The sequence below is a fragment of the Paraglaciecola arctica genome, assembly GCF_018861065.1.
GTDB lineage: Bacteria > Pseudomonadota > Gammaproteobacteria > Enterobacterales > Alteromonadaceae > Paraglaciecola > Paraglaciecola arctica_B.
On sequence record NZ_JAHKQO010000039.1, the window covers coordinates 28,875 to 54,475 of the forward strand.

25 protein-coding genes are annotated in these 25,601 nt (G+C 39.9%); 14 read left to right on the forward strand and 11 right to left on the reverse strand.

Annotation, left to right across the window (positions count from 1 at the left end):
• Positions 1–123: 123 nt before the first annotated feature.
• Positions 124–2,367, reverse strand: a complete 2,244-nt coding sequence (locus KO534_RS17795; protein WP_215931653.1) for a PVC-type heme-binding CxxCH protein — start codon at positions 2,365–2,367, stop codon at positions 124–126.
• 131 nt (positions 2,368–2,498) lie between these two features.
• Positions 2,499–3,197, reverse strand: coding sequence for a 3-keto-disaccharide hydrolase (locus KO534_RS17800; RefSeq protein ID WP_354667958.1), 699 nt, complete (start codon positions 3,195–3,197; stop codon positions 2,499–2,501).
• Positions 3,198–3,736: 539 nt separating this feature from the next.
• On the opposite strand from KO534_RS17800, the gene KO534_RS17805 reads away from it, so the two are divergent.
• Positions 3,737–4,768 (forward strand): LacI family DNA-binding transcriptional regulator, encoded by a 1,032-nt coding sequence (locus tag KO534_RS17805; RefSeq protein ID WP_215931657.1) that lies wholly within the window; start codon positions 3,737–3,739, stop codon positions 4,766–4,768.
• A 44-nt stretch (positions 4,769–4,812) separates the two neighbouring features.
• Here the strand turns inward: KO534_RS17805 and KO534_RS17810 are convergent, their stop codons facing one another.
• The 3 genes from KO534_RS17810 to dapA all read right to left on the reverse strand — a co-directional run bounded on the left by KO534_RS17810 (position 4,813) and on the right by dapA (position 8,012).
• The gene (locus KO534_RS17810) at positions 4,813–5,916 is read right to left on the reverse strand and encodes a phosphoribosylaminoimidazolesuccinocarboxamide synthase (protein WP_215931659.1); all 1,104 of its coding nucleotides are present in this window, start codon (positions 5,914–5,916) and stop codon (positions 4,813–4,815) included.
• A 98-nt stretch (positions 5,917–6,014) separates the two neighbouring features.
• The gene (gene bamC / locus KO534_RS17815) at positions 6,015–7,121 is read right to left on the reverse strand and encodes an outer membrane protein assembly factor BamC (RefSeq protein WP_215931662.1); all 1,107 of its coding nucleotides are present in this window, start codon (positions 7,119–7,121) and stop codon (positions 6,015–6,017) included.
• A gap of 9 nt (positions 7,122–7,130) precedes the next feature.
• The gene (gene dapA, locus KO534_RS17820; RefSeq protein ID WP_215931664.1) at positions 7,131–8,012 is read right to left on the reverse strand and encodes a 4-hydroxy-tetrahydrodipicolinate synthase; all 882 of its coding nucleotides are present in this window, start codon (positions 8,010–8,012) and stop codon (positions 7,131–7,133) included.
• A gap of 114 nt (positions 8,013–8,126) precedes the next feature.
• Between dapA and KO534_RS17825 the strand changes: the two genes are divergently transcribed.
• Entirely contained in the window at positions 8,127–8,705 is a 579-nt protein-coding gene (locus KO534_RS17825) for a glycine cleavage system protein R (protein ID WP_215931666.1), read from the forward strand.
• Positions 8,706–8,750: 45 nt separating this feature from the next.
• Complete coding sequence (bcp, locus tag KO534_RS17830) at positions 8,751–9,218, forward strand: thioredoxin-dependent thiol peroxidase (protein ID WP_215931669.1); 468 nt, start codon at positions 8,751–8,753, stop codon at positions 9,216–9,218.
• 42 nt (positions 9,219–9,260) lie between these two features.
• Here the strand turns inward: bcp and KO534_RS17835 are convergent, their stop codons facing one another.
• On the reverse strand, positions 9,261–10,328 hold the full coding sequence (locus KO534_RS17835) for an AI-2E family transporter (protein WP_215931671.1): 1,068 nt from the start codon (positions 10,326–10,328) through the stop codon (positions 9,261–9,263).
• Positions 10,329–10,485: 157 nt separating this feature from the next.
• On the opposite strand from KO534_RS17835, the gene KO534_RS17840 reads away from it, so the two are divergent.
• Both KO534_RS17840 and KO534_RS17845 read left to right on the forward strand, forming a co-directional pair.
• Entirely contained in the window at positions 10,486–11,061 is a 576-nt protein-coding gene (locus tag KO534_RS17840) for a hypothetical protein (RefSeq protein ID WP_252732253.1), read from the forward strand.
• A gap of 169 nt (positions 11,062–11,230) precedes the next feature.
• The gene (locus KO534_RS17845) at positions 11,231–12,625 is read left to right on the forward strand and encodes a beta-barrel assembly-enhancing protease (RefSeq protein ID WP_436836593.1); all 1,395 of its coding nucleotides are present in this window, start codon (positions 11,231–11,233) and stop codon (positions 12,623–12,625) included.
• Here KO534_RS17845 and KO534_RS17850 read toward each other — a convergent pair.
• Positions 12,611–13,078, reverse strand: a complete 468-nt coding sequence (locus tag KO534_RS17850; protein WP_215931675.1) for a TlpA family protein disulfide reductase — start codon at positions 13,076–13,078, stop codon at positions 12,611–12,613. The two genes, KO534_RS17845 and KO534_RS17850, sit on opposite strands and share 15 nt — an antisense overlap.
• 96 nt (positions 13,079–13,174) lie before the next feature.
• On the opposite strand from KO534_RS17850, the gene arsC reads away from it, so the two are divergent.
• From arsC to KO534_RS17865, 3 genes are read left to right on the forward strand one after another with little or no spacing between them, the layout of a single operon-like run.
• Positions 13,175–13,528, forward strand: a complete 354-nt coding sequence (gene arsC / locus KO534_RS17855; protein WP_215931677.1) for an arsenate reductase (glutaredoxin) — start codon at positions 13,175–13,177, stop codon at positions 13,526–13,528.
• A complete protein-coding gene (gene wrbA, locus KO534_RS17860) occupies positions 13,525–14,118 on the forward strand; it encodes an NAD(P)H:quinone oxidoreductase (RefSeq protein ID WP_215931678.1) in 594 nt (197 codons plus the stop codon). Before arsC ends, wrbA begins: the two co-directional genes overlap by 4 nt.
• Position 14,119: 1 nt before the next feature.
• The gene (locus KO534_RS17865) at positions 14,120–14,554 is read left to right on the forward strand and encodes a DUF2069 domain-containing protein (RefSeq protein ID WP_215931680.1); all 435 of its coding nucleotides are present in this window, start codon (positions 14,120–14,122) and stop codon (positions 14,552–14,554) included.
• Here KO534_RS17865 and hda read toward each other — a convergent pair.
• Both hda and KO534_RS17875 read right to left on the reverse strand, forming a co-directional pair.
• Positions 14,538–15,257 carry a DnaA regulatory inactivator Hda gene (hda, locus tag KO534_RS17870; RefSeq protein ID WP_215931682.1) on the reverse strand — a complete coding sequence of 240 codons (720 nt, stop codon included), beginning with the start codon at positions 15,255–15,257 and terminating at the stop codon, positions 14,538–14,540. The genes KO534_RS17865 and hda overlap by 17 nt on opposite strands.
• Positions 15,245–16,348 carry a DUF2066 domain-containing protein gene (locus KO534_RS17875; protein ID WP_215931684.1) on the reverse strand — a complete coding sequence of 368 codons (1,104 nt, stop codon included), beginning with the start codon at positions 16,346–16,348 and terminating at the stop codon, positions 15,245–15,247. The genes hda and KO534_RS17875 overlap by 13 nt, the downstream gene beginning before the upstream one ends.
• Before the next feature lie 232 nt (positions 16,349–16,580).
• Between KO534_RS17875 and purM the strand changes: the two genes are divergently transcribed.
• The 4 genes from purM to fadE all read left to right on the forward strand — a co-directional run bounded on the left by purM (position 16,581) and on the right by fadE (position 21,645).
• Positions 16,581–17,618 (forward strand): phosphoribosylformylglycinamidine cyclo-ligase, encoded by a 1,038-nt coding sequence (gene purM / locus KO534_RS17880; RefSeq protein ID WP_215931686.1) that lies wholly within the window; start codon positions 16,581–16,583, stop codon positions 17,616–17,618.
• Positions 17,619–18,275, forward strand: a complete 657-nt coding sequence (gene purN, locus KO534_RS17885) for a phosphoribosylglycinamide formyltransferase (RefSeq protein ID WP_215931688.1) — start codon at positions 17,619–17,621, stop codon at positions 18,273–18,275. It begins immediately after the preceding gene.
• Positions 18,262–19,002, forward strand: a complete 741-nt coding sequence (locus KO534_RS17890; RefSeq protein WP_215931690.1) for a DUF3108 domain-containing protein — start codon at positions 18,262–18,264, stop codon at positions 19,000–19,002. Before purN ends, KO534_RS17890 begins: the two co-directional genes overlap by 14 nt.
• A 177-nt stretch (positions 19,003–19,179) precedes the next feature.
• Positions 19,180–21,645, forward strand: coding sequence for an acyl-CoA dehydrogenase FadE (fadE, locus tag KO534_RS17895; protein WP_215931692.1), 2,466 nt, complete (start codon positions 19,180–19,182; stop codon positions 21,643–21,645).
• A gap of 206 nt (positions 21,646–21,851) precedes the next feature.
• Here fadE and add read toward each other — a convergent pair whose 3' ends face one another.
• Both add and KO534_RS17905 read right to left on the reverse strand, forming a co-directional pair.
• Positions 21,852–22,847, reverse strand: a complete 996-nt coding sequence (gene add / locus KO534_RS17900; protein WP_215931694.1) for an adenosine deaminase — start codon at positions 22,845–22,847, stop codon at positions 21,852–21,854.
• Between the two features lie 3 nt (positions 22,848–22,850).
• Entirely contained in the window at positions 22,851–23,486 is a 636-nt protein-coding gene (locus KO534_RS17905) for a response regulator transcription factor (protein ID WP_215931696.1), read from the reverse strand.
• A 261-nt stretch (positions 23,487–23,747) separates the two neighbouring features.
• Here KO534_RS17905 and cmoA point away from each other — a divergent pair, with 261 nt between their 5' ends.
• On the forward strand, positions 23,748–24,479 hold the full coding sequence (gene cmoA / locus KO534_RS17910) for a carboxy-S-adenosyl-L-methionine synthase CmoA (protein WP_215931698.1): 732 nt from the start codon (positions 23,748–23,750) through the stop codon (positions 24,477–24,479).
• Positions 24,480–24,627: 148 nt separating this feature from the next.
• Positions 24,628–25,599 (forward strand): tRNA 5-methoxyuridine(34)/uridine 5-oxyacetic acid(34) synthase CmoB, encoded by a 972-nt coding sequence (gene cmoB, locus KO534_RS17915; protein ID WP_215931700.1) that lies wholly within the window; start codon positions 24,628–24,630, stop codon positions 25,597–25,599.
• The last annotated feature ends 2 nt before the right edge of the window (positions 25,600–25,601 follow it).

Consider the following 25,601-nt stretch of genomic DNA (forward strand, 5'->3'; position numbering starts at 1 on the left):
TTGGATCCAAACTCGACATTTGAATAAATATCACGCCTCTTACTATGCGGGAAACTAGACTATGTAGGGGCAAGCTTGACGTAACCCCATAATCATACAAATTTCCCCCTGTAAATATCCCAATCAGTGCGTAAAGTCTTTTTCTGTAAAGGGCATTTGCCTGCTATTTGTTTGTTCGCGTAACTTTTTAAACACATTTCGAGACACCGAAGAAGCAGTATTCCCCCAGTTATTGCGGATATACGTACTCACGTCGGCAAGTTCTTGATCCGTAAGATTTGCAGAAAACCCTGGCATAACCATACTTAAGTTATATTGCGAACCGTTGACCTTTATGGGTCCCATTAGTCCCTTCAACAGTACTTTTGCCAGACGTTGTTCAGGCCCAGTTACCCATTCGCTGCTTTGTAATGGCGGCCCCATATTGTCGATGCCTTTACCATCTTTACCATGACAGCCGAAGCAGGCGGCCTTGCCATCATAATAATCCTTACCTCGGTTGTAGCTATCCTGAATATAATTTTCTAGATTTAGTACGTTACTGTTGGCAATGTCTTCTTTACCTACACTATTCAACATCTCGATAAAATCACTATTGTCAAAATCAGCCAGGTGCGCTTTAAATTCTTGCTCCCTGCCCGCCAAGCCGCTAATCGCAGCCTCTTTTATCCATGGCTTATCACCGTAGAGCATTAACACTTGTTTCAATGCTAACAACGATTTTTCACCTTGAATTTCTCCTGCGACAAGTGCAACTTGCACCGCTAATTCATATGCAATAGGACCCAACTTCAACAAATACTCGCCAATCACGCTATGGTCTGAATCAGGCAAACGAGCACTCAACTCTATGGCTGAAACTTGAACTTTAGGATGTATATCAGACAAAGCCGTAATTATTACGTCCAAATCTAGCGCCCCTAGCCCCTCCAAAGTCCATAACGCGTTAATTCTAGCTTTATGATCTTCACTATTAGTCAGTATTTGACGCACAGCTGGTACCACGGAAAGATCCCCCTGCTGTACTATCAATTGACGAGCCATATCTCGCCACCAACCATTAGAATGGTTAAGATGTTCTACCCATTGCGCTGGTGTTTGCTTGGACATTTTGGGCTGTTCTCCCAAGGCGTTTTGTTGCCAGCGTAAGCGATAAATCCGCCCCATCGAACGGTTATTCTTATCTAAACCTCGCGCTTCAGATTGCTTTCGCAGATAAGTCGTTAAAAACTCCTTATGTTGAATAACCCCATGGTACATATCCACTATATACAATGATCCATCTGGTGCAGTATTCAAATTAACTGGTCTAAATCGCTCGTCTGTAGAGGCCAATAATTCCGATTCGGGATACAACTCACTCCCCTTGAGTACTCCTTGAGTTTCCACCACTCTGCGAGCTGAAATCAAATTAGCCGCGGGCTCAGGCGTAAAAGACACACCGTAAAAATCTTGCGGAAACTGATCACCTCGATACAACTGATTACCACTGGCCGCTGTAAAATTAGCCAACTTACCTTTGTTTGGACCATATTGTATTAAAGTACTGGGTAAATATCCTCGATTTACGCCCGGATTGATTCGAATCGGATAAACCCGCGTCGACCCAATATTGTTAGCTTTGACTGGTTTTTGTAACCCTGGATTTTTCATAAGCGACCCAGGACGAAGATATTCCCCTTGAGCCGGTGAACTATTACCATTGTGGTATAAACGTCCATAGTCATCGGAGCTAAGTCCCCACTGTCCGCGATAGTCTGTTTCTGCCACCACCATTTTCCAATATTTATTGCGATATATTTCTTTGGCGTTGTTAGGTACGTCTGCTAGCAAGCCCATTACACGGTATTTTTGATTACTTTTGGTATTGTAATACCAGTTATCAAGCGCATATAACATACCGTTTGGCTTGTGTTCAACATTACCGCCTTCAGCGTACGTAGGGTCCACAACTTCTCTTATCCCTAACTTATTGCCTTCCAACACTTCAGCAAAATAGAGTTGTTGATGATCTGCATATAAAATACCGCCTTTTACCATAACCACTGTTCTTGGCAGCACTACGTCATCTAAAAACACTGTACGTTTATCTATATTTCCATCGCCATTACTGTCTTCTAAAATAGCAATGCTTCCTTCAGGTAATTCTTCGTTATTGCCGTCAAGATCCGGCATAAAAGTTAACATTTCAGCGACCCATATACGTCCGTCTGGATCAAATGCAATATCAATAGGACTGGCGACCAATGGTTCTGCCGCAACATTTTCCAAAACAAAGCCCTCTTGGATTTGCATTGAAGACATGGCTTGTTCAACACTCAATATCGGAGCAGGTGGGATATCGTCAGCGGCTATGGGTGCTGTCATATCATGACCTTCTCGATCGCCTTTGTTTTTTGACTTTACGGGCTGCTGCGATGCGAATGCTATCGAGCAAGAGAAAATCAAACAAAGTGAACTTAGCGAACAAAGAGTCCAACGGGAAATATTCTTCATAATCAGTCCAATTCTCTTATAGTTAAGTTTCTAAAGCGCACCACATTATCTGTTGTTCCTGCAGATTTTAGCGCTTTACTGCCATGGTGTTGTATGCCGATAAATCCTTCAGCATCTTTAGTATCAATTACGTGAGTCGTTAATATATCGTTTAAATAGATCTTAATGTTGCTGCCCCTACATTCGATACGATATGCATTCCACTCACCGGGTCGATACGCACTCGCTTGTTTTGCGGTCCATTCACCTAGCACACTACGAATGAAATGGTGATCGGGATGAGAGCGTGTGGGATGTACTGGGTATAACCAATCCCGTCTTGCCTGATCATATAGTCCGCCACTCCATTTACGAACGGAGGGATCCACTTCAGCTTGATAACCAACCGCTTCTTGATACCCATCTTTTGTGGGTTTAAGTTGCCCTCGAAAAATAATGCCAGAATTGCTGTATTCCTCAACGTTGGGCATTTTGACCTCAGCGTTAAATATGAAATTTTTATAAACCTTTTTAGTCAATAAAAAAAAGTTACCCGTAGAATAAAGCTGAATTTCATCGTTAATTACCTCAGCTTTTCCGTAGTCATAAACATTTTGAAACTGATTGAGCTGGGGATCTATTAAAGATAATTCTTCGGCTACTGCAGAAACAGACACACTGACCAACACCGAACCGAATAGCAAACTCCTAATAACACTCACAATATTTGACCTTCTAGTTTGTTGACTAACCACAATTTGTGCTGTTACAAAGCATATAAAATAACCTACTGACCTATTTATATTCATCCCAGTCAATTAAATTTAATTAACACTTAAGCAACATTATGTTCAAATAATACATTTTATGACACCGGTATCAAGCATTATTCGCATTTGAATTAGTTTAATACTTAATGAAGTGATTAAAACTTAAAAAGAGGTATCACTGAGATTAGTTTGTTTAGATACGGCTTGATTCGGTATATACGCCAAAGAGTCAATTGATTTTTAATATAAATCAGACAGTTAATTACTATTTTGGTAACTTGCAAGCAAACATAGATTTGTAAACGTTTAGCGTAGCGAATGCTTTAGTCAAAGGGCTAATCAATATATGAAGTTGTAATTTAATAGTGAGTTTCATATTCAGATAAAGTGTGACAACGTATAGCAAATGTTGACACCGTAAATGACAACAATTATAAGATACGCACCAATTAAGGTTCACATACAGTTTTACTCAACCGGATTATTTTTCAATGAAGTCGATCACCATCACTGATGTAGCCAAACACGCTGGTGTCTCAAAAAAAACAGTTTCGAGAGTCATTAACCAAGAAGCTAACGTTCGAGCGCAAACCAGGAATAAAGTACAAGAGTCGATAAAACTATTGGGCTTTAAACGTAATCCGTTAGGCATGGCATTAGCCAGAAATAGGTCATTTTTTATTGCATTATTGTCGGATAACCCTAGCCCTGGTTATTTGATGAATTTGCAGAAAGGAATATTGCAAAGCTGCACCGAACAACAAATGGGACTATTTGTATATGACTGCAGTTATCGATCTCAAAGTTTAGCAAAAGAAATTGAAGAGTTAGTTGAAAACACCCTTGTCGACGGGCTTATTCTAACGCCGCCAATATGCGACAAAATTGAGTTGCTTCAAATGTTAGACGCTAACAACATTAACTACATAAAAATAGGCCCTAAAAATGTAAAAAGTGGTGAATGTATTGGGTTTAATGGAACGCAGTCTAGTTATGATATGACGAATTATCTAATGGAGCTCGGACACAAGGACATCGCTTTTATTCTAGGGCACCCCGATCAAGACTCATCAAGACGCAGTGAAATGGGATTCAGAAAAGCACTTGGCGAAGCGAAAAGGGAAATAAATGAATCCCATATCGTGCAAGGGTTTTACACTTATCAATCTGGAATAGATGCGGCCACCGTATTACTTAATCAAACCCCGAGGCCCACCGCTATATTTGCGGCTAACGATGAAATGGCCGTGGGTGTTTTATACAAAGTTCAGAGTTTAGGTTTACGTGTGCCAGATGATATTTCAATCTGTGGAATTGATGATATTTCAATCAGCACGAAAGTTTGGCCACATATCACCACCATGCGTCAACCCTTAGTGACAATAGGTTATCAAGCGGCAAGTATGTTGATCGAAAGGCTTAAAACCAAGGATTCAGGTTTACCTGCGAAAGGTCAAGATGACGCACGTATCACTGACGGAGAGTTAGTGATACGAGACTCTACAAAAAAACAACCTAGCTAATACGACATAAACTGTTTTTCTAATGAAGTGCCTATACGAAAAGACTAATCAATTAATTGATAGTCTCTTTTCAATACTCGAATAATTTCTTCTTTTGGATTGTCACTTACAACTAAGGGTTTACCGGTAATTTTTTCTGCTATTTCTATATAGGTATTCGACACTTGCATTAACACGTCTACTGGAAGCGCATTGTCAGCAGCCAACTGTTGACGCTCCTGCATTCGATTTTTATTTAGTAAAATATCAGGATCGGGAAAATGGTTGAGTAACAACTGACGGAACCCTTCTTTAGAATTTTCTACCACTTTTCCTTGGGCATAATACTCTTGATCCCATATACGTGACGAATCAGGCGTTCCGACTTCATCCATATAAATAAGTTTTTTGTTGCCGTCTAACCCTCTAACGTACCCAAATTCGAATTTGGTATCGACAAAAATTTGCCCTAGATTGTCTAACGCTTGACTAATCACTTGAAACCCTTCACATAGCAATTTTTCATACAGTTCAACATCTTGGGGGGTTTCAAAGTTAAATGCTTGGTAGTTTTCAAGGATGTTTTGTTGGGTAATATTCACATCATCGGCTTCTGGTACATTAGGTATACCTTTCAAAATACCTTTTGTAGATGGTGTAATCAGTAAATTAGCTAATTTACTGTCTTGCTTTAGTCCCTCTTCGAGCTGAATACCACAAAAATGTCTTTCACCTTTTTCATAGGCGCGCCACATTGAGCCTGTAATGTACTGTCGACAAATAGCTTCAATCATCACAGGTTGTGCTTTTTGTACTATCCACACAAATGGGTGAGGTATATCCAGTATATGACTGTCAGCTAAACCTTGTTGTTTAAACAATTCAAACCAATGGTTAGAAATAGCATTTAAAGCTGCACCTTTACCACGTACGCCCAACATGCCACCTTCACCATGCCAGATACAATCAAATGCCGAAATCCTGTCACTGATAACCATAATAGCGAGCGGAGTGTCGATAGGCACTGGATAGGCTTTATCGGTAATTAAGCGACGACTGTCGTTATCAGTTAACCAATAGACGGAGCGCACTTTGCCACTATGTACAGGTAACTCGGTACGAATAGGCAAATCATTGTTAACCGATAAAATTGAATCCGCGATCGACATAGGATGCCAACTCCTTAATCTGAACAATACACAAAACTTGAGTACGATTTAACTTGAAAACATCAACTCTGGCCACGCTAGCAACCAGAATCAAACAACTAAATATCTAGATTGTCAGCCGACATGGTTTTTGAAAATTTAGGGTACAAATCTGTTAGTTTATTCACTAAGAATGGTTTGCTCTCATCGTCTAACAATGTGATCGATGTTTTTTCTCCGGCAGCGACAACTTTGATACGATATTCTTCGGTGTCTAGGTCAAACTGGTTTTTATCACTGGACCAAATATCGCTCCACCACCCCTCTTCAGAGCCATTGTATTTAACAAACATCAATCCATTTGATTTATCGAAATCTTTTACATCAAAACCTAATTTTCTCAATACAAGTAACAACCTTGGCCAAGTGATTTCGTAATCGGCATCTACAACAAATGCAGGTTCACCATCACTATCAAATCCTAACTCCATTGGCAAACCTTCACGAATTTGACGGTAACGTTTAACGCTAGCTAATTGAGTTTCAAATTCATAGTGTTTCACTACTTTATTCAGAACATCGATTTCGTTACGTCTTTCATCTTTTGACTGTGTTATTTCGGGACTTTCTGGATTTAATTGTTCTTTATATTCAACTAAGTCAGCACTGAGAGCCGCCGAACGACCATGAATTTTCTTATCTAAAGAAAATTCAAAACGTTGCTTAATTGTGCGTTCTGATTTAGACCAGCTGTACCATTTATTGTCTTTGCTTTCGTCCCAAACCATCCAATCGGTAACCAAACGTTGTTTATCTTTGTCAAACGTTTCGACGCCAATCCCCTCAGTTTCTAAAAAACGGATCAACGAGTTCCAGACTGAGGTATCAAGAGGAACACTATCATCGACTTGGTCAAACCAAACAGTCGCACTTTTTGAGCCTTCTTCGATATGAGATCCAGCTACAATAGGCAATACTAGCGAAGGCGAAAGCACACTCAAATCTTTACCCATGGCGGTAACTGGGGCATTTTCGCCTATTTCTGGTAGTTTGTAGGAATCACTAAAATTTGGCTGGTCCAATTCATTCGGTATCGCTATTTTTTGACCAGGCTGTTCTTTGATATATTCAAACGAACCGCTGGCTATTTCTCTTTCTTCTAATGAACTACAGGCGGATAACGCGGTTACCGCTATCATACCAATTAGTTGAAATTTATAGGTCATGCAATCTCCTTAAGATAATACGCCAGAACTGCGCATGACTTGTTCGATATGTTTTTGGCTAGCTAGTTCCGATTCAACTAAAGGTAATCGTAAAAAAGCTGAATTAGTTAGCCCCATTTTGTATAACGCCCACTTTGGTAACACGGGATTGGGCTCAATAAATAACGCACTATGTAACTCACAAATTTGTTTGTCTATGTTTTGCGCTAATTGAAAATCTTTGGCTAAAGCAGCATTACACATGTCAGACATTTGTTTTGGCACAATGTTCGCAGTTACGGATATTACACCATGTCCACCATTTGCTAAAAATTCACATCCAGTTAAATCATCGCCACTTAACAACACAAAATCATCTGAGACTAGTTTTTGGGTTGCCTTTAAGCGTGCAATATCACCTGTCGCATCCTTTAATCCAACAATTTTAGGATGACTAGCCAATTCGGCTACTGTTTCGGGTAACATGTCAGCTACGGTGCGACTAGGCACGTTATACAATAACACGGGTAAGTCAGTCGAATCAGCTACCGCATTAAAATGCGCCACTAAGCCTTTTTGCTGCGGCTTATTGTAGTAAGGCACAACACTTAAAAAGCCTTGAATACCTGTATTAGCCATTTGTTCGCTCAAAAATATTGCTTCTGAGGTCGAGTTTGCACCACTTCCTGCGATGATTGGTATTTTTCCTTGTGCATATTCAACGGTGCGTTTCACTACTTCGATATGTTCAGAAAAAGGTAAAGTCGCAGACTCACCAGTAGTACCAACAGACACTATGCCATGAGACCCATTTTGAATATGAAAATCAACGAGCGCCTTCAATGACGGATAATCTATTTGCCCGTTATCATACATTGGCGTAATTAACGCCACAAAACTGCCAGTAAACATGTGTTCCCCCCAAAAAATTAGCGCCTAATGGTAAAGATCTGGCCTCTTAAAAACAAGCATTGAATAGCGTGATCCCGAGATTAAAATAGAAACTGGATCAACCCACCCACAATCATGTATGTTATAGCGAATTTGATAGCAACGATTTGGTTAAAAATGCAGCAGCAACTTATCATTACCATACTAGGTTCAGACCAATTTGGTGTGTTGAGCACTTTGGCAGACACAGTGACCGGAGTAGGATGCAATATTTTAGACAGTCGCCAAGCCATTTATGGCCAAGATTTCTCCCTCACTATGATCGTCGAAGGTACGCAGAGTGCGATAACCCAAGCAGAGTGTTTATTGCCTCAGACTTGCCAGAAACACAATTTATTGTCGATGATGAAACGCACCAAAAAACATTGTAAACAAAACCTAGAGCACCTAGCGGATGTCGTCATTAGTGGAGAAAGTACGCCTGGTTTAATTGATCAAATCACCGACTTTTTCAAACAACGCAATATTTCGGTCAGTGCATTTAGGTTAAAGTTTCTAGATAAAGATGAAAATGACTTAGCCAATGAAAAACCCATGAAATGCAAAATGGTCATTTCTATCCCCCATGAGCTCGAAGTTGAAAAAATTGAACTGGCGCTTCAACAACTGTTACAGCCCCTAAATTTATTAGGCGCGATTAAACCAAATCATTAATAACTTAGTAATACTGTTTAGACTTAGAAATAAAGGCAATTTATTATGCAAACCCTTAAGGCTGGAGACCCGGCCCCACAATTCTCTTTACCCAATGAAAACGACCAAACTGTAAGCCTAAGTGACTTTAAAGGTAAAAAAGTCTTAGTGTATTTTTACCCTAAAGCCATGACCCCCGGCTGCACGATTCAGGCTCAAGGATTGCGAGATAGTCAAAACTCATTGGCCGAGCAAAATGTAGAAGTATTAGGTGTAAGTCCTGACGCGGTTAAAAGGTTGCCCAAGTTTATTGAAAAAGAAAGTCTTAATTTCACCCTTTTGTCGGATGAAGATCATTCAGTCGCCGATGCCTTTGGTGTATGGGGCTTAAAAAAGTTTATGGGTAAAGAATACGATGGTATTCATCGTATTACGTTTTTAATTGATGAAAACGGAAATATTGAACATGTATTCGATAAATTCAAAACCAAAACCCATCATGAAGTGGTGTTAGATTATTTACAAAATAGCTGACTAAAAATGGTCGGGAGCCGGATTGATTCGGCTCCCGATATGTTAGATTGCAGACTCCAACTCTTTAGGGCTTGACCAAGCATTTGTCACAGCTTTAACTAAAGTCGCTAAAGGAATAGCAAAAAATACCCCCCAAAACCCCCACAGACCTCCAAAAAATAGCACTGCAATAATGATATATACAGGATGCAAACTCACTGCTTCTGAAAACAAGATAGGTACTAGCGCATTGCCATCCAAAGCCTGAATAATGCCGTAAGCTACCATCAAATACCAAAAGTCCGGTGTAATTCCCCATTGAAACAGTGCAACTATAGCGATGGGAATAGTTACAACCGCTGCACCTATATATGGAATGAGTACTGAAAAACCCACTAACACGCCTAATAACAGCGCATAGCGTAAATCCATAAATGCAAACGTCACTGCCGAGACAGTGCCTACAATCACTATTTCAATCACCTTGCCACGAATATAATTAGCGATTTGTAGGTTCATCTCTGAGCCAACTTGTTTAATAAGGCGGCGTTCACTTGGTAGCAATGACGACAGGTTTGCCACTAACATTTCTTTGTCCTTAACCATAAAAAACACCATCAAAGGCACTAAAATCATATATATGAGCATGGCTCCTAAGCCACCTAAAGAACTAAATGAAGCTGACAATAATTGCTCCGCAAACCCCACTACTCTCTCATTTACGCTATCCAATACATCTTGAATCTGTGTCAATTGCACTAGATCAGGGTAAGTCTCGGGTAAGGCTAATAACCACTGTTGCCCCTGTTGCCATATCTGCGGCATTTCTTTAATCAAGTTGATACTTTGTTGCACTACCACCGGCACTAAACCAACAAAGGTTAAAATTGACAGACTAATAAATCCAAATAAAACCAGTACCGTACTATAGCCACGCGATACACCCAACTTGCACAATTGAACAACAGGCCAATCCAATAAATAAGCGATAACAGCAGCGACAATAACCGGCATCAAAATACCGCCCCAGACTGCTAATAACAATGAACTAATAAGCAGCAGTAATAACAACATCATAGAATCAGGATCTGAAAATTTACGCTTATACCAACGCTCAAAAACGGTTAACATCTATTGTCCTTGTGTATTTTTAGGTATCACCAAGCGATAGATTGGTGAAAATTGAACTTCAGCTATATGATGGAGACATTATTACACAACCCCAATATGATAAAACAGCGCTTAACTGAGATAACTCGAAGATAATAACAACAAAGAGAGGTTCTATTTGCAATTAGATTGGACAAGTCGTTTTGGTAATGTAAAAGCGATTTTGCAACTCAAAAAATCCCTTAATTTGGGAGATATTCCCGATCATTTTCAAATAGTAGCGAATAAACTTTTGGAACTTGAAGGCACCTTTACCGATGGTTTTGATAACAATATTAAATATCTGCTAGATAAAACAAACTGGAATTTAAGTAATTGTAAGCAAGGAAAACCAGCAGTAGTGCTTAAAAAACACTGTAACCAATACGCATTTGACTTACATTGTTTTCCTGTTGTTAAAAATGAACCACAAGCCATGATTAAAGCGTTTGACAGCAATTCACCTTTTAAAGAATTTAATCCCTCGATTCTAGGTCCTCTACTTAGTATCCCTAAACTTAGCGATTTTATATGTGTAACAATTCGTTGTGGTGATGATGCAGACATAGAATTACTCAAGTATGCCCATATGTTACTAGAACAACTGCTTGATTTATTGGCCACTTCGTTAGAGGTTGTTGAAAATAGTGGGCAATCTATCAAAGAGGTGTTTGTGTCTATCGAACAACAATTAAAAACCATTAAATCGGCTTAATGACTCAGCAGAATTGAACTAATGCATTGCTAATTGATCCATAATAAACACCAGTAGTCAGCAATTAGCATTGGCTCTTACTATAACAAACCTAATTTAGACGTAATTTATGATAAAACCTATAGCTAACATTGTTGTTTCTGCCTTTTGTATTTGTGTTGTAGGCATCATGTCAGTTGGCGCACAAAATAAAAAAAATCAATTACCTGAAATAGGAGTCGTTGCCTCCAGCGCTATCAGCCTAGATAAAGAAGTATTAATTGGGGACGCACTTATGCGGCAACTCCGAGGTCAAGCCCCGATTATTAATGATCCGTTGTTGGACGAATATATTCAAGATCTTGGAAATCGTTTGGTCGCACAGGCAGACAATGTAAAGTTTCCATACAAGTTTTTTATTCTCAATAGTCCAGAAATCAATGCTTTCGCTTTTTTTGGAGGACATATTGGGATCCATACCGGACTAATTTTTAATGCCAGAAACGAATCTGAATTAGCATCGGTATTAGCACACGAAGTCAGTCACGTAACTCAACGGCATATTGCTCGTAGCATGGAAGCACGTCAAAAATCATCACCATTGCAGATAGCCAGTTTATTAGGAAGCATCATGTTGGCGGCGGTTAATCCTGAAGCGGGAATGGCGGCTATTTCTGTAACCAATGCAGCCTCGGCGCAATCTTCAATTAATTACACCAGACAAAATGAACAAGAAGCGGACAGAGTGGGAATACGAATATTAGCGGATGCGGGGTTTGACCCCTACGGCGCGAGCAGTTTTTTTAGTATTTTAACCGAGAAAAATCGCCTTAAATCCACTCCATTGGCATTTTTACTGACTCACCCATTGCCTGAATCTCGAGTGGCAGATGCGCGCACGCGAGCTGCATCATTTCGATCACGGGACATCCCAGAAAGTATTAATTTTCATTTAGCGAAATCGCGAGTTTTGGCGCGTTATTATGCTAATCCCAAGCGAAATATCGAATACTTCTCTGATATTCTAGATAAGCAAACTTATGTTTTTAAAGCGGCGGCTGAATATGGCTTAGCTTTATCATTATTAGCCAATGAACAATTTGAAGCTGCGTTAGAATTAATCGAAGGGTTACTCGAAAAACAGCCCGACAATCTATTTTATTTAGATACATTTACCGATATTGCAATTGAAATGGATCAAACCCAAAGCGCGATAGACCGACTATCGGCACAAATTTTACATACTCCTTTCAACAGAGTTTTAACTTTAAATTTGGCCAATGCATTGATAAAAATCCAAAATTTTGAAAAAGCAACATCACTGCTCAGAGATTATTTGCTCGTTAATCCCGACAATATGTTAGCTTACGATTTACTGTCAGACGCCTACCAAAACAGTGGTCAAAAACTGGAGATGCATCAAATTAAAGCCGAAATATACGCTTTAGTAGCGGCGTACCCAAGAGCAATTGACGAACTACATACCGCCTACAATTATGCTAATGACCGCAAAATTGAACAACAACGCATCCGAGCTAGAATAGAACAATTCAGGACGGCTCAGGAGCGCCTACAAACCCTTTAATTTGTTGATAGTTTGTATGAGTTTTTGAGCACTTTGTTCACCTTTCAATTGTTGTCGCACATTGCCTTTGGCATCAAGAATATAAGTCGTCGGTAAACTCTTTGGCGGTTGATTCCAAGGTATAGAGTTTAGGCTAGCAACAACCGCAAATTGAATATCATACTTGCGCTTAAGAACGATTAATTGTTCATTATCCAATGGGTCGAAACTCACCGCAAAAATATCTATCTCATCCTTATGCAATTGATAAAAACGATTTAATTCCGGCATCTCTCTTAAACACGGTGCACACCACTCCGCGAAATAATTGACAACTTTCCACTTTCCTTCGCCACTACTCCAACGATATTCATTACCATCTGTGGCTGTAAAATCGACTTTCAGAGAGTGTTGAGCCCACAATCCTAACAACAAAGCTAACAATGCAGCCAAAACAATAATAATTTTTTTCAAAATAACAGCACCCTAAATACGGGTTACTCTCGTAACCAATTAAATAAAATGTAGAATACTACGTCTCAATCCTAAACTCATTTTAAGTGAAAATTTATGTCTGATTTAAGCATATTACATAACCCTAGATGTTCTAAAAGTCGCCAAACACTGCAATTGCTTCACGACAAAGGCTATGAACCACAAATTATTGAGTATCTGAAAACCCCTGTTAATGCAGACGAACTCACTGAGATAATTTCTCAATTAGGCTTTTCTTCCGCCAGACAATTAATGCGCAAAGGAGAAGACGCTTACAAAGAACAAAATTTAGCCGATCCAAGGTTAAGTGAAGATTTACTGATTACTTCCATGGTCAATTATCCAAAACTTATCGAGCGCCCCATTGTAAGGTACAAAGGTAAAGCCGCTATTGGTCGTCCTCCTGAATCTGTTTTGGATATTTTATGAGTCAAGTAGTACTGATTCTATATTACAGTCGCCATGGCGCGACTCAAGCCATGGCTAACAGCATCGCATTAGGTGTTGAAAAGACCGGATTAGAAGCACGATTACGTTGTGTACCTGAAGTGAGCAACCATTTTACCGACACACAAAACTCAATTCCTCATAGCGGTGACCCTTATGTCGTAAAACAAGACTTGGATGACTGTTGTGCATTAGCGTTAGGCAGTCCTACCCGATTTGGTAATATGGCAGCGCCGTTAAAGTACTTTTTAGATGATACTAGCGGACAATGGTTAGCCGGCACATTAGAAAATAAACCTGCTTGTGTATTCACTTCTTCATCTAGTATGCATGGCGGCCAAGAAAGCACCTTGCTCACTATGATGATACCTTTGTTACACCATGGCATGATATTGTGTGGGCTACCCTATTCTAACCCTGAGCTGCATACCACTCAATCTGGGGGAAGCCCATATGGTGTAAGTCATGTAGCTCAAGGCGACTTTAAGAACCAACTCACAATAGACGAACAAAAATTGTGCATAGCACAAGGCACAAGACTCGCTGCACTAGCTGCGAAACTGGATAATTAATATGACATTTAACAGTACTTTTTTTCGAAGATTAACTTTAAGCAGTTATTTACTATTAATTATTTGGTTAGTCGTTTGGCATTTTGTTTTGACCATAGATAAGCCCACCTCCACAGTATTTACTCTACTGTTTTGGATTGTGCCGATTTTATTACCAGCAAAAGGACTGATACAAGGAAAACCCTATACTCACGCTTGGACCAACTTTATCGTCATGTATTATTTATTGCATGGTTTAACTGCAGTTTACGCCGTTGCAGGAGAAAGGCTGTACGCTCTAGTTGAAATAATACTGTGTTGTTTGTTATTTACTGGTTGTAGCTTTTACGCTCGGATTAGAGGGCGCGAACTTGGATTAGGAATTCGCAAATTAAAAGATGAGCTATTGGAAGAAAAACAAGCTTTTGAAAGTCTAAAACCTAAAAATCAAAAATAGCTTTAACAAAAGGTATGGTTAATTTGCGTTGTTGTTGCATGGATTGCTGGTCGAGAATATCTAGTGACTCTATCAACGCTGGCATGTCACGTTGCCAATGATTGACTAAGTATTTGGCTACATCTTTCGACATATTCAAACCCCGATGCTGGGCTTTAACAATTAACGCTTCTTGACGTTGCGTGTCGGTCAACGAATACAACTGAAAATTTGTTCCCCAGGACAACCTAGAAATAAGATCCGGTAGTTCTAGGGATAATTTGTTTGGAGGTTGGTTACCGGTAATCACTAAACAGCTTTGATTTTGTTCTTTAATCTTATTGATTAAATCAAATACCGCTATTTGCCAAGCACTTTCACCCTGTAATTTTTCAATATCATCTAGGCAAACTAAGCGATACTGCTCTAAACCCTGGAGTACATCAGGTTGCATATGTTGTTTTTCATTGAAACTTAAATATACGCTACTTTTCCCTGCTAACTCTGCCTGTTGGCAGCTAGCATACAACAAATGACTCTTTCCCAAACCTGAATCAGAAAACAAATAGGTTAACCAATTATTGTTTTTATCGGTTTCAAATTGCTGCAGTAATTCGAGTAGGTGACTACAAACTTGGGCATTTTGACCGGGGATAAAACTGGCAAAAGATTCGGTATCTTTTAAACCAATTGGCAACGTCAGTTGATTACTTACTTGACCCAAAAGAACTCCAAACCACGAATAGGCTGACCAAAATCATCAACTACAGGTCTGATTTTACTATCTAAACTTAGGGCATTGGTCAAATCTCCAACATCACCTAACAAATCTAGCTCAAACGTGGCTCTCGAACCTTGCTGCTTTATCAAAATGACCTCGTTGACAACGCTCATATTTTCTAATGAATTCAACGCCTGTTTATAATAATTAAGAGAATCAATATTATTAACTACTATCTGCACTCTAGCCTCAGAGCGATCAATTTGCGCGAGGTCTACCGCATACTTTGATGACAATTGATCGGCCAACGCATCTATTAAAGCGGTAGCAATATCGATTTGACTTTGTTGTTGTACTTGCCCAGACAATAACCCACCACCCTCGATCATGGTCCAATCAGCGGTCCACTCCACGCTAGGTTCTGTTGTGTTTACCCTATCTTCAGTTGATTCGCTAATTGCGCCATGAATTCTTGCAGAAAGCACCGATGGAACCACATAACGCTCACTTGCTTTGGCGATTTGGCTACTAAACCCTCCCCAAATATCATAAACACTCAAAGTTTGTATATCATCGAGATCCCACAAGGGGTAAACCAAGGTTATGCCCCTTTGCGCAGCTCGCGTACTCAACTGTTGATAAAACTCTGGGTACTGCGTTGAATTGGCAATTTGTCTATCTGAACCATCTGGTGATTGTATTGCTAACCAAACTAAGGTGTCAGGTCGTCTTTTATCCCAAACTGGAAACCCTGAACTTCGAATGACGTTTTCCACCCGTTGAGGGTCAAAACTAATCACCAAAAACAACTGAGTATCTGATTTCTCATAGCTGTAGGACCTAACAAAACGTGTAGCCTTAGCAAGTGAGTTCCTAATTTTGGCGTTAGATAACAAATCAGTGTTACCTCGTACTTTCAGAAACACTTGTTTCAAAGCTTGGCTAAACGCATTATTTTGGGTTGATTGTGATTGGTTATCTACGGCAATTCTTGCATCGTATAAATCATCGATAACCGCTGCTTTAGCGCTCTGCGAGCCAATTAGCCACACAAACAAAAACACTAACAACACAGGGTTTATTTTTATTGGCATCTGGGCCAATTCTCCTCAAAACAGATATCTAAAACACTTCTATCGGCTATTGTCATTTATTTGCGAACAAAATTCATCAATTGTTTGAGGAACTATATACTCAAACCACCTAAAAATTATACTTACATGTTAATTTGCGCATATATGTCAATATCTGTCGTTGGTATTATTTCAGCAAGCTGCTAAAATCTGCGCTCTTTTTTTGCGGCTATATTGAGATTGAGGAATTAACGTGGGCGATAATAAGTCATCACTAAGTTACAAAGACGCTGGGGTTGATATTGATGCAGGTAACCAACTAGTCGAAAGAATTAAATCTGTCACAAAAAAAACTCACAGACCTGAAGTCAAAGGTGGACTAGGTGGCTTTGGTGCATTATGTGCACTTCCTGAAAAATACAAAAAACCGCTTTTGGTATCTGGCACCGACGGTGTGGGAACTAAACTCAGATTAGCAATGGACTTAAAACAACACTCAGGGATTGGCATTGATTTGGTGGCCATGTGTGTAAACGATCTAATAGTACAAGGTGCTGAACCCCTGTTTTTCCTGGATTACTACGCTACAGGAAAGCTAAATATTGATACTGCGGCAGAAGTAGTAACAGGCATAGGCAAAGGTTGTGAGTTGTCAGGTTGCGCACTTATAGGTGGAGAAACCGCTGAAATGCCTGGTATGTATCATGGCGAAGACTATGACGTTGCTGGTTTTTGCGTCGGCGTGGTTGAAGCTGAGGATGTCATTGATGGCTCGCAGGTCGCCCACGGAGACGCACTGATTGCTTTAGGCTCGTCGGGACCTCATTCAAATGGTTATTCCTTGATACGTAAAATCATAGAAGTATCAGAAAGTAATACCAGCGATTTACTTGAAGATAAACCCCTATCTGAACACTTATTAGAACCAACACGTATTTATGTCAAAAACGTTTTAGCGCTGCTTGAGCAAGTAAAGGTTAGTGCCATCTCCCATATTACTGGTGGCGGATTTTGGGAAAACATTCCGAGAGTTCTACCCCAAGGCACTAAAGCGGTAATCGATGGATCAAGTTGGCAATGGCCTGCAATATTCAATTGGTTGCAACAAAAAGGTAACGTTACCACTCATGAAATGTATCGCACTTTCAATTGTGGTGTAGGTTTAATCATTGCATTACCTAGTGACAAAGTCGCTCAGGCCCTTGATATTTTAAATAAACTCGGTGAAAACGCTTGGCAAATTGGCCACATTGAAAATAGTGATTCTGAACAACAGGTTGAGATAAACTAAGTGACTGAGCAACACGTACAAAAGTCTATAGTGGTTTTGGTATCAGGTAATGGCTCAAACTTACAAGCAATTATTGATGAGATTGCTGAAAAAAGAATTAACGCCAAAATCGTTGCGGTAATTGCAAACCAAGAAACCGCCTATGGCCTAACTCGAGCAGAAAATGCAGGTATCCCTGCTATCTATATAGACCATAAAAACTTCGCTAGCAGGGAAGAGTATGACAAACAATTGGCTGATAGTATTGATGAGTTCAACCCAAATCTCATTGTATTAGCTGGATTTATGCGTATTCTAACGCCTGCTTTTGTTGAACGTTATCAGGGTAGGATGTTGAACATTCATCCATCTTTGTTGCCCAAGTACAAGGGACTGCATACCCATCAAAGAGCAATAGACGCCAATGACAAAGAACACGGGGCGTCTGTTCACTTTGTCACGCCAGAGTTAGACGGTGGTCCGGTAGTATTGCAATCCAAAGTGCCTGTGTTCGAACAACAAGATGTACAAGAATTGGCACAACGGGTTCAACAACAAGAACGTCAAATGTACCCGTTAGTTATTAAGTGGTTTTGCGAAGATAGGCTTAAAATGATTAATAATAGAGCAGTATTAGATAACCAAATATTAGCTGACGAGGGTTATGCTATTGAATAAGTCTATTGTTCTTTTAACACTAACCTTATTTTTAGGGCTGAGTTTTGGTGCAAACCAACGTGTTTATGCTGAAGAAAAATTAGTCGGATTTGAGGCAGAATACCTAGTCTATCGATTCAACAGAACCTTAGGTAAAGCAAAACTAATCCTTAAAGCTGATGAAGATAATCTATATAGGTTAGATTATTACTCTAAGGTTTCAGCATTCTTCTTATCAGATATTCGTTCAGAAACGAGTTTTTTTTCATTTAGCGACTCACAATTGCATCCCCTTACCTATGCATATAGTCGCAGTGGGACTGGGTCGAATAAAAGTACTAAAATCCGCTTTGACGCCACAGAATCGACTGTCACTATTAATCAGGCGCAACCCATAAATTGGTCGGGACAGCTTGATAACCAACTTTATCGCCTAGACGTACAATTAAAGTTGGCTTCGGGTAAACGCAACTTCGAATATAACATTATAAACAACAGGGGTGAGTTGCGGCACTATGAGTTAAAAGTGGTTGGCAAAGAACAACTCGATTTACCCTTTGGTATGATTGAAGGCATCAAAGTAAGAATCATACGAAATAATTCCTCTAGGGAAACCATAGCGTGGTTTTCACCACAACTTAACTATCAATTAGTTAAGTTAAAACAATTTAAAGATGGTGACGAACAAGGTGAAATTCGTTTGAAAAATTTCAAATCAGGCAACGTCGACATGCCTTCGAAAGACTGAGTCTACTCAGCACACTTATCCTATACTACCCTAGCCCTGATATCATTTTGATAGTTACAGCATGTATTTTAAATATTCATGCAAAGCTTAGTGACAAACTGATCCATAAACTTGATTTTTACATAGTAAAAATATAGTGTTCACATTCTGGTCTGACCTCTAAAAATTGGAGAATTTATGCAAATTCTAATTTGGTTTTTATTTGTAATAGCTTCGCTAGGAGCAGTAAGCTATTTTCGAATGAAGTTATTTAACGCTACTGTGGCGATTTTTTGCTTGTTTGTGCTCGGAAGCTTATTAGGTATAGTCGGCGAATTCACATGGTTGGCATTTATAATTGTCGCCCTGCCCGTCAATATCGAATCGATACGCAAGCAATACATCAGTGAACCGATCTTAAAAATCTACAAAAAGATCATGCCTGAAATGTCGAGTACAGAAAAAGATGCTATCGACGCCGGTACGGTTTGGTGGGATGGTGAAATTTTCAGTGGTAATCCGAACTGGCAAACTTTGCACAATATTCCTCAGTCTCGATTAACTGGCGAAGAGCAAGCATTTTTAGACGGGCCAGTAGAAGAAGTATGCAAAATGTGTAACGACTGGGAAATCACTCACGTCAATGCAGATTTATCTGAAGAAGTGTGGCAGTACCTTAAAGATAATAAGTTCTTTGCGATGATCATCAAGAAAGAATACGGAGGCCTAGATTTTTCTGCGTTTGCGCAAGCCCGTGTATTGCAAAAACTTTCAAGTGTCAGTGCAGTACTTTCTACTACAGTCGGCGTTCCGAATTCTCTTGGTCCAGGTGAATTATTGCAACACTATGGAACCAAAGAACAACAAGATCATTACTTACCACGTTTAGCAGTCGGTGACGAAATTCCGTGTTTTGCCCTAACGGGACCAGAAGCAGGCTCAGATGCGGGCTCATTACCCGATAAAGGTGTAGTGTGCAAAGGTCAGTGGAATGGCGAAGAAATACTTGGTATGCGCCTTACCTTTAATAAGCGCTATATCACGCTAGCGCCGGTAGCGACTGTGATAGGTTTAGCATTCAAAATGTATGATCCAGATGGATTGCTCGGTGGTGAACAAGAATTAGGAATTACCTGTGCATTGTTGCCAAGAGATACCGCGGGCATGGAAATTGGTAATCGCCACTTTCCATTAAACGTCCCCTTCCACAACGGTCCTATCAGAGGACAAGACATTTTTGTCCCCTTAGATTACATCATCGGCGGTAATAAAATGATAGGTCAAGGCTGGCGTATGTTGGTTGAATGTTTATCTGTAGGCCGCGTGATTACCTTACCTTCATCTTCTGCGGGTGGAGCAAAAAGCATTGCCCTTGCAACTGGCGCTTATGCTCGCATTCGCCGTCAATTTAAAATGCCAGTCGGTAAAATGGAAGGCATCGAAGAAATGTTGGGCCGAATTGGCGGCAACGCTTACCTGATGGACGCAGTAAATTCGTTTTCGACTAAAGGAGTGGATTTAGGAGAAAAACCTTCTGTTATATCTGCCATTTGCAAATATCACTTAACTGAAAAAATGCGTCAGATAGTTAATGACTCCATGGACGTTCATGGTGGTAAAGGCATCATGCTTGGTCAAAATAACTACTTAGGTCGTGCCTATCAAGGAGCTCCCATAGCAATTACAGTTGAAGGCGCAAATATTCTGACTCGTAACATGATGATTTATGGACAAGGCGCCATGCGTTGCCACCCATACGTATTGACAGAATTACTAGCAGCCAACAACCCTGATGAAGAACAAAGATTGCAACAATTCGATGAGGCGGTTTTTGGACATATAGGTTTTGCTATCAGTAACTTCTTTCGTAGTTTGTGGTTCTCACTTACAGGTGCACGTTTTACCAAAGCGCCTTTCACCGATGAAACCGCTGGTTACTATCGTTCCATGCAACGTTACAGTTCCAACATGGCTTTCTTGTCAGACGTAGCAATGGCTGTTTTAGGCGGTGAATTAAAGCGCCGTGAACGCATTTCAGCTCGATTAGGTGACTTGTTGAGCTACTTATATATCACCTCTTGTGTACTGAAGCGTTTCGACGATGAAGGGCGAAAGGCAGACGACTTACCTTTGATGCATTGGGCGATGCAGGATAGTTTGCATAAACTAGAAATCGCCTTAGAAGAGTTGTTTGATAATTTCCCATCAAAAATAATGGGTAAGGCACTTAAGTTAATCATCATGCCGTTTGGTAAAAAATATAAACGACCTTCTGACGATATCGAGCACAAGATAGCGACCCTATTACAAACTCCAAGTGAAGCACGTACTCGGTTAGGTGCAGGCCAATTTCTTTCACGGGTAGAAGGCAGTTTGATGGGCGACTTAGAACAAACTCTAGACAATGTGCTTGCCGCGGAACCTATTTACAATAAAGTATGCAAAGCCGCGAAAGAATATTTACCCTTTACAGAGTTAGATAAAGTGGCGGATAGAGGCCTTGAATTACAAGTGATAACTGAAGAGCAAGCTGCACTTTTGCGTGAAACGGAAAAAGGTCGACTACGTACCATCAATGTTGATGATTTCGATCAAAGTGAGATAGTACATAAAGTTGAAAAAGAAAAACCTAAAAGAAAACCAAGAGCTAAAAAAGTAGCGTAAATAGTTTAAAAAGCCCTGTTAATCAGGGCTTTTTGTTTAATGTGGCTTATTAAAATTGAATTCACGCTTTGAACAAACGCATCTACAGCTAAGCTCTGATTTATAGGTATTTTCAGCATAATACTCAAAATAACAAGTCCGTAACCTAGAGCTAAAATAAAAGTAGCTAGAGACGGCACTAATAGAAAAACCTTGAGTAAGAAATGCTAGGGATACAAATCTAAGAGTTTCGCTTTTATGGACGGCGTCATAAATGCGACGTCAATACCATTCATTTGGATCTGCTCCAGTTGTGAGGATGATAATCCTACCACTTCCCGTGCTAACTTATACTCATCAGCAATCTCAATGGCCGACACACCAGGATCATCGGTGTTTAGTGTCACAACTATGCCGTTTTCGATAAACGTTTTTATAGGATGTTGTGCAATATCGGTACAAGCACCTGTCTGAAAATTTGAAGTTAAACAACACTCAATACTAATATCGTTATTTGCCATGAAATCCATTAATTGCAAATCATCACGGGCCGCAACACCATGACCAATGCGAGTCGCACCAAGTAAATGTATCGCCTGATGGATACTTTCTGGTCCATCTGCCTCACCGGCATGTACTGTAATGCTCCACCCGGCATCTCGGGCCAACTTAAAATGCTCTTCAAACCTAATGGCTGGAAAGCCCTTTTCATCACCCGCTAAATCTAGCGCAACTATGTCGTTTTTAGCTCTAAGCAAGGCATGTAATTCTTGAAAACAGCTTTGTTCACCAAAACTACGACTGAGTATACCTATTAGATTCACCTCAATACCGAATGTGCGACTTCCCGCTTTACAACCTGCTATTACCGCATCAACTACTTGCTCTAAAGGCAGGTTGTGAGCCTTTGCCATGAACACAGGTGAGAAACGTAACTCTGTATAAACTAACCCCGCTCGTTTTGCATCTTCAACATTTTCATAAGCCACGCGATAACAAGCTTGTTCAGAGGCTAATACTGACACACCCAATTCCATTTTTTGTAAAAATGCTAAAAGGTCAGTAGTTTTAACTTTGATTTGTGTGGCATCTACCAACTCTTGCAGATTTTTCTGTTCTAATGGAATGGAAAACTCTTCGGCAAGTTGCCAAATAGTGGAAATTCGAATATTTCCATCTAAGTGTCGATGTAAATCAGTTAAGGGATAGTCAGGGTTTATCACTTGTTATTCTGGTACATCCAAGTGTTTCAATAATAATACTGCTTGAGTGCGAGTATTGACCTTTAGTTTTCTAAAAACCGCACTAATATGTGCTTTGACTGTAGCCTCTGTAATACTTAGGTCGTAAGCGATTTGTTTGTTAAGTAGGCCATCTTGTAGCAGTTTTAAGACCTGAAATTGTTTTGGAGTTAATTCACCTACGAGTTTTGCAATATCGAGAACTGGTGTGTCCTTTTCAATACAAATTTCGATCCCCTCTGGCAACCAGCTTTTTCCGTCCATTATTTGTATTAGTGCATTAGCGATGGTTTGCGTGGTAGTTGCTTTAGGAATAAAACCTTTGGCGCCTAAATTAATGACTTTTGATACAACCTCACTTGAATCACTCGCCGATACCACAACAACAGGCATCTTGGGAAAGTCTTGGGATACCCGTAGCAAACCATAAAAATTCTCACAGCCTGGCATATTCAAATCTAACAGTACTAAATCAAAATCTGTATTTTGCTGCAACGCATCTAGCGTCGAATCCAAACTATCAGCTTGAACAATATCAATCTTTTCAAATAGTGGACTCAGCGCTGAAATTAGGGCTTCTCTATATAAAGGATGATCATCTGCTATTAAAAACTTCGCCACTAAACCTACCTGTATAATCTATTGTTCTTCTTCAATAATTAAGACTAATACTTTAGTCTTAATTATTGAAGGATTAACTCACATTTTTTGTCATTTCAGGTGCTGTGATTGATTTTCACTCTATTTTATAGACGTTGTCTTAGTTATTTTAATGGCTAATACAGAATAACAGTGTAATCAAGAAGGCAACAAAGGAAATTGCTTGGATTAGATTGCACAGGTAGAATTGCGCGATATTTCTATTGAGGTCACAGCGCCACTATGCAAGACGGTAAAGACACCATTTATTCTCAACCACAACAAATCACAGAATTTTGCTTTGACCATTCGGTAGCCGAGGTTTTTCCAGACATGATCCAGCGTTCTGTCCCCGGCTATAGCACGATAATTGACACCATTGGTCAAATTTGCGCTATATATGCACAACCAAAAACCAATATTTACGATTTGGGTTGCTCTTTAGGGGCCGTAAGTTTAGCCGCAAGCAAATATATTCAAACTGAAGATTGTCAAATTTTCGCCATTGATAACTCACCCGCTATGGTGCAGCGCTGTGAGCTACATGTACAAGCCTACAAATCAGCCACCCCCATCAATGTGGTATGTGATGATATCCAAAATATTGATCTCAAAAACGCTAGTTGCGTGGTCATGAACTTTACCTTGCAATTTATCCCCCCCGAACAGCGTTTAGATATCATTCAAAAAATATATTCTGGTTTGAATTCGGGCGGCGTTTTGCTGTTATCTGAAAAACTCAGCCATGACACAGAACGAGGTAACGATTTACTCATTGACCTTCATCACGAATTTAAACGCAGAAACGGTTATAGCGAACTAGAAATTAGTCAAAAACGTACGGCATTAGAAGATGTGATGCGCACCGAAACCTTTGAGCAGCATAAGCAACGATTGCAACAAATTGGTTTTAACGACGTGCTGCGTTGGTTTACCTGTTTTAATTTTGCATCAATGGTAGCAATAAAGGAGTAATAGCTTCGCGCTTCGCAAAATGTTTTGTATCAGGTTTTCAGTTAACTAAAAACCGCGTCATTTAAACGAAAAAATTAGTTTTATATTGTTAATCTTTACGCTCGCGGCTAATAGCTCGTAGCTCAAAGCTGCTTTTATAGGAGGCCACTTGGCTGTTACTTGGTTTAATGATTTTTATAAACATATCGCTGACTCACCTTTAAGCCACTGGCTTGAAGTGTTGCCGGCGCAAATCGCAACATGGCAAAAAGAGCAATTGCATGGTGATTTTGCTAAATGGGTAAAACTGCTTAATAAACTCCCGGATATTTCAACCAACTCTGTCAATCTAAAAGATAATGTTGCCTTCGGCGTTAGCAGTGAAGTCACTGAGTATACCCAAAAGCAAATAACCGGTTTACTCAAACAATTTATGCCTTGGCGTAAAGGACCTTTTCATTTGCATGGCATTCACTTAGATACCGAATGGCGCTCCGATTGGAAATGGGATCGCGTGGTGCCTCACATTAAAAGTCTCAAAGATCGATACGTTCTTGATGTAGGCTGTGGTAGTGGATATCACATGTGGCGGATGTTAGGTGAAGACGCAAAGTTGGTAGTAGGCGCCGATCCATCACAACTATTTTTAATGCAATTCCAAGCTATTAAGCATTTTAACCCCGATCCACGTATCCATCTCATGCCTGTTGGAGTGGAGCAATTGCCTGAACTTAAAGCCTTCGACACAGTATTTTCCATGGGGGTGCTTTATCATAGACGTAGCCCAATTGACTTTTTATATCAGCTAAAAAGCCAGCTTCGTACCGGAGGTGAATTAGTATTGGAAACCTTGGTTGTTGAAGGAGATGAACAAACGGTCTTTATGCCTGGCGAACGTTATGCACAAATGCGTAATCTATGGTACTTGCCCAGTACAGCAGCATTAACAGTTTGGATGCAAAGAGTTGGATTTAAAAATATTAGAGTGGTCGATGTGGCTGCGACAACAACTGAAGAGCAACGAGCAACTGAGTGGATGACCAGTCAGTCCTTAGTGGATTTTCTTGATCCTAATGATCACAGCAAAACCATTGAAGGTTACCCTGCTCCACTTAGAGCCGTTTTAATAGCAGAGAGTTAATC